Annotated in this window: 6 protein-coding genes; all 6 read left to right on the plus strand. The window is 34.1% G+C overall.

Going from position 1 to position 5,855, the window contains the following annotated elements:
• Positions 1–260 precede the first annotated feature (260 nt).
• The gene (locus tag AACZ53_RS13380) at positions 261–1,145 is read left to right on the plus strand and encodes a phage capsid protein (protein ID WP_339839438.1); all 885 of its coding nucleotides are present in this window, start codon (positions 261–263) and stop codon (positions 1,143–1,145) included.
• 94 nt (positions 1,146–1,239) lie between these two features.
• Positions 1,240–1,854: a hypothetical protein gene (locus AACZ53_RS13385; protein ID WP_339839441.1), complete on the plus strand. Its 615-nt coding sequence runs from the start codon at positions 1,240–1,242 to the stop codon at positions 1,852–1,854.
• A gap of 2 nt (positions 1,855–1,856) precedes the next feature.
• A complete protein-coding gene (locus AACZ53_RS13390; protein WP_339839444.1) occupies positions 1,857–3,926 on the plus strand; it encodes a hypothetical protein in 2,070 nt (689 codons plus the stop codon).
• Positions 3,890–4,369 (plus strand): hypothetical protein, encoded by a 480-nt coding sequence (locus tag AACZ53_RS13395; protein ID WP_339839446.1) that lies wholly within the window; start codon positions 3,890–3,892, stop codon positions 4,367–4,369. The genes AACZ53_RS13390 and AACZ53_RS13395 overlap by 37 nt, the downstream gene beginning before the upstream one ends.
• A complete protein-coding gene (locus AACZ53_RS13400) occupies positions 4,369–4,998 on the plus strand; it encodes a hypothetical protein (protein ID WP_339839448.1) in 630 nt (209 codons plus the stop codon). The genes AACZ53_RS13395 and AACZ53_RS13400 overlap by 1 nt, the downstream gene beginning before the upstream one ends.
• On the plus strand, positions 4,998–5,855 hold an 858-nt coding region (locus AACZ53_RS13405; protein WP_339839450.1), incomplete at its 3' end, for a hypothetical protein. The genes AACZ53_RS13400 and AACZ53_RS13405, both read left to right, overlap by 1 nt.

A 5,855-nucleotide genomic window follows, 5' to 3' on the forward strand; every position in this document is an offset into this window, starting at 1 on the left:
ATGGAGTGAGTTTTGTAAAGCAAGTAACAACGAACAGAAGAATAACTGCTGTACAAAAAAGTTTTGATAATATCAAAATAAATAGATACGAAGATAAACTGCAAAGTCCTTCTTTGTAACAAACAAGATTTTGTTAGAGTGGTGCTCTTAAAAAACAAGTTCGAACGTTAAATGTTATTAGAGAACTTAAATGCCTAAAAACTTTTAAACATAATTCAGCATTTTATTTTTAAATTAATAATAATAAAGGAGTAAGCTAAATGGCTTTATCTAACGCAGGCTCAACTGTATCAAACGCATTCGTAACACAATTTGCTGATGACGTAATACACGCAAGCCAACAAAAAACATCTAAACTTGCGAATAGTATTAGAATTGTAAGAAACGTAACTGGTTCTACTTACAAGTTCAACACTATGTCAAAAGGTGGATATATGACTAACAAAAGTAGATTTGAAGATATTACAGTAATGTCTGACAGTTCAAAATCAATGGGTGGCTCTGCTACTTACACTGGTGGTGTTGCTGCACACGCAACTGTAACTGCTACTTTAAACAACTACGTTGCTGGTGAATATGTTGACGACTTCGATCAATTGAAAACTAATTTTGATTTTAGACAAACATACGCAGAAGCAATTGGTGGAGCACTAGCAAGAGCATATGATTCAGAAATCATTGCAAAACTAGATGCATCATCACCTACAACAACAGTAACTGCAAGTGGCGGTTTAACTAAAGCAAAATTTTTAGAAATTGCTGAAGGATTAAACTCTAACGATGTAGACACTGCTGACAGATATTTGGTTATGTCACCAGCAGCACTTACTGACTTACTAGCTGACACTGGTGTTACTACTGCGGCTGATGGTGCAATCTCAAATGTTGCTCTTTCAACTGGTTTCATACCAAACTTTTTAGGATTCAATTTAATTGTTTCTAACTTGTTAAGTCTAGCATCAACTGGTGTAAGGAGATGTTTCGCATTCCAAAAAAACTCAGTTGGTTTGGCAGTTGGTAAAGAAGTTACTGCATCAATTAACTACGTTCCACAAAAAGTTTCACACTTAATTGCTGGTGAATTTTCTGCTGGTGCGGCGGTTATCGATGCAACTGGTGTAGCACTAATCAACGTTACTGAATAAGGAGTAATCCTCGTTCATTTTGAAAGCCGTTGTCATTGCGATGACGGCTTTCTTCTTTTGTACTCTACATAAATATTAAAAAAGGAATTGAACAATGGCATTAACAAAAATCGATATTTGCTCACAAGCATTAACTAAATGTGGTGCAGACACTATTTCATCATTTTCAGACGGAACACACGAAAGTAATGTTTGTTCTGTTATGTACGACACAATTAAAAAATCTTTACTTTATTACACGTTTTGGAACTTTGCTATTATTAAAGTTCAAATGAACAGATTGGTAGAAACACCAACTGATAAAAAATTTATATACGTTTTTAGTTTACCAGCAGACGTAATTAGAATTAGAAGTGTTTTTGATAAAGATGGACATTCAGATTTTACATATAAGAAAGAAGGACAAAAAATTTATTCTAACAATCAAATTGCATTTGTTGAATACGTGCAAAATATGGAAGAAACTTATATGCCTTCATTTTTCGTTGAAGCTTTGGTTTCAAAAATTGCAACAGAAATTAACGAAGCAATTACATCAAATGGTTCATTAACAGATAGACTTGCAAGTGACTTTCAACAAAAATTACGTGCGGCTCGTATTGCTGATGGACAAGAAAATCCACCTCAAAACATTATGCCAGCTGGCAGATTAATAGAAGCTCATTTAAACAGCAGTACATCAGACAGATTTAGACACGAGCAAAATTAGATATGGGAATACAAAGGTATACACAGACTACCTTCACACAAGGCGAAGTTGGTAGCTTTATTAAAGGCAGAGCAGAACTTGGCATTTATAGAGCTGGTTTAGAAACTTGTGAAAATTTTATATTACTACCACAAGGTGGAATAGACAGAAGACGTGGGTTTGAGTTTATATCTGCAAATTTAGACACTTCAACTTTAGCAGACGGAAGTACAGATGTAACGACTGGTTCATTTCATACACAAAGTAGATTAATTCCTTTTAAGTTTGGTGACGGACAAGAATACGTTTTAGTTGTTGAACCAGCAGACACAACAATTTCAACACAAGCAAAAATTCACGTTTATTACACTGGCAGTAGAGTTGCAGTATTAACTAATGGTGTTGATGGGAATAGTTTTAATATCACAACTTCAAATATAGCAGACATAAGAGTTGCACAAACGTTTGATGTAATGATTATGGTTGAAGAAACAATGCCGCCATTGCAGATTGTTAGAGGTACTTCACACACAGATTGGGCTGTGAGTGATTTAAATTTTGACTTTTATCCAATGGTTAATTTTAGTTTCGCAACAACATTAACACCTTCGGCAAAAACTGGAACTGGAATTAATTTAACTTTAAGTGATGGAAATTATACGTGGATACAAGATAACTTTCCAAATGGACACGTTGGTGCACACGTAAGATTAAATGCTGGTTTATGTAAAATTACATCTATTAATTCAGACAGTGTTACTGCTGTTGCTGATGTGATAGAAGATTTAGCAGACACAGTTGCATCTACTGGCAATGAATGGGAACTGACTGCATTCTCAAATTTTGATTCAACAATAGGTGGTGGTTACCCTCGTTCAATATCTTTTCATCAAAACAGATTAATTTTTGGTGGAAGCAGAGATAAACCACAAACTATTTTTGCATCTCAATCTGGTGACTTCTTTAATTTCAAACCAACAACAAGAGTTGTAAGTGGTAGTGACACAACTGGTGAAGTTACAGATGATGCTGGTTTTGTTTTTACTATTGCGTCTGATGAATTAAACATAATCAAACATTTTGTTTCACAACAAGCATTGTTCATTTTTACAACTGATGGTGAGTTTGATATGAGTGGTGAACCAGTAACTCCTACTAACGTTTTAATAAGACAACAAACAAGATACGGAATTAAAGCTGGCACAGCAGAACCAAAAGTTGTTGATAATGAAACTATGTTTATCGACAAGTCTGGCAAACAATTAAGAGCATTTGTTTATAATTTTAATACTGATGCGTTCAGTGCAAAAAATTATTCATTAGTCCATCACACTATGTTGTCAAATGCCACACAGATTGAATATTTAAAAAATTACAAAGATACAAACACAAACTATGTTGTCGTTGTTAATAATGGTGACTTGTGTGTTATGGGTGTTAATGTTGAAAGAGATGTTGTTGGTTGGAGTAGATGGACAACAGAAGGTTCATTTTTACAAGTGTGTGAAGTAGATGATAGTTTGTATGCTTTAGTTACACGAGCAAATGGAACTTTTTTAGAAAGACTTACAACAGAAGATATATTTTTAGACTGTTTTTTATCATCATCTAGTACAGCTTCTACGTATGCTGGTGCAAATGGATTACAGTCACAAACAGTTTCTGTACTGGCAGATGGCACAGTACACGCAGATGTGACAGTCAATGCAAAAGGTAATTTCTCACTGACAAGAACTTCGCCTTCTACACAGATTGGATACAATTATACATCAACTGCAAAAACTTTACCTATTACATTTCAAGTTGGAAACAGTCTTGTAAGTGGTGAAAGGATTAGAAAGATGTTTGCAGAATTACAATTTTATAACAGTAAGAGTGCAAAAGTAGATGGACGTGTTGTTCCATTTAGATTTTTAGGCAATAACCTTTTAGACAATCCAATAACTGGATTTAACGGAATAAAAAGAATTAGATTAAATGGCATAGCACAACAACCGCAAGTTACAGTAACAGTAGATGAGCCTCTACCAATGACACTTTTATCGTTATCAACAGAATGCAAATTTTCGACTGGCAAGTTTCAACAAAGATAAAGCCAACTAGACACAAACTCAATTTACCACATTTTGAATACGTGGTGAATAATTGTCGTATAGCAGACAACAAAGAGATTGAACTAACTGGTTATACTAAAAAAAGTTTAATCAACATTTATCCAAATTTGGAAGATGGATTAACTGGTACACAAGAACACGACATACCTTTTTTAGTGGCTGGCACACAACTTGTTGATGATGCTGTTTGGTATTGGTTTTTAGCAACACCATTAGTAAATCATTATTGGATAAGAGTAACACGTGAAGCAAAAAATTTAATAAAGAAAAAGAAAAAACAATACCAAAATAAAAGACATCTTGTGCAAGTATGGAGTGGACACAAAGCAAGCATAAGTTGGCTAAATATTTTAAAATTTAAAGAAGTCAGTCATTACTACGTAGGAAATGAAAAGATTTTAATTGTGGAGAATCGAATTTAATGTGTGCACCACGTAAAGTATTAACAATTGCGGCAATAGCTGGTTTAGCAGTAGCAACTGGTGGATTATCAGTAGGAGCAACAGCTGGTGCGGCTGGTGCTACAACAGCATCAACGGCAGCATCTACGGCAGCATTAGCATCAGAAGTTTCGTATGTAGCTGGCACTACCTCAACATTATCATCATTAACAACTGCATTAAAAGTTGGTTTAAAATATGCAAACGTAGCCGCACCACTTATTGGTGCAAGTGGTATGGTTTATAGTGGACAAGTTCAAAAAGGAATTTTAGAACAACAAGCCGCCTTCTCTAACTTTCAAGCTTCACAAGAATCAGAAACTTATGCTTTAAGAAAAGATCAACGAAGACGAGAACTTGCACGAGCACTTGGTAAACAAAGAGCACTTTACGGAACAAGTGGTGTTGCATTAGAAAATACACCAACAGATATTTTGGCTTCTACCGCACGTTCATTTTCGGAAGATGATTTTTATGACAGATATGGAACAAGTGGCAGAATGGTTAGTGCAAATATAAGTGCAGACAATTTACGTATGAGTGGTGAACAAGCACAGTTAGGCGGATTGCTTAATGCTGAAATGACACTAGCACAAAGAGGTACAATTTAATGGCAAAAATACCTACCTATAATTCTAAACTTTCTGCACAGCCTACGTTTACAAAACCAGTTGCACCACGTGGTTTAGCAGAAAATATTAATTTAGTTGCCAACTACGCCAACAACATTGCTGATAAGAATGCAGAGATAAAAGGATATGAACAAGGCTTTAAACAACAATCAGAAAGTGTTGGAAACAACTTTGTTACATCTAATGCACCAAAAACTTCTTTTGCTGGTAGTGCTTTTAACAAAGGTGCACAAGCCGCATATATGTCAAACTTTAAAACAAAAGCTGAAAATGAGTTAAATGATTTTGCTGTACAACATCAGTATGAACCAGAAAAATATAAGAAAAAATTTGAAGCTTACAAACTAAAAAATTTAAGCAATGTACCTTCAACGTTACTTCCTTTAACCACACAATGGTTAGATAGTATTGGGAATAGATTAAACAGAGGTGTTATCAATAATAAACTTACATATGATAAACAGACAGCAGTAGTAGATATTACTAATAGATTTGAATTACTTTTACCGCAACTATCAGATTCTATTAAAACAAATGGTTTCGACACAAATACATCAATAAACACATATGCGGAATTACTGTCTTCTATTACAGCATTAGAAGACGATAATGTTAATCCAGTTACAATTAATAATCTAAAATTAAAATTAAAAGACGAAGTAATAAACAGTTCAGTTATAGATGCATTTAATAAATCTGATGACAAACAGTCTTTTATTGCACAAGTACAAAAAGGCGAAATAAAAGAAATTTTAGAAGATGTTAATGAAACTTATAAAGTAAAAGGTTTTGAATTTAACACTTCACTTTCAGCAGTTGACAGCTCTAACCTTTCT

It is taken from the genome of uncultured Flavobacterium sp. (assembly GCF_963975005.1).
Taxonomy (GTDB): domain Bacteria; phylum Bacteroidota; class Bacteroidia; order Flavobacteriales; family Flavobacteriaceae; genus Flavobacterium.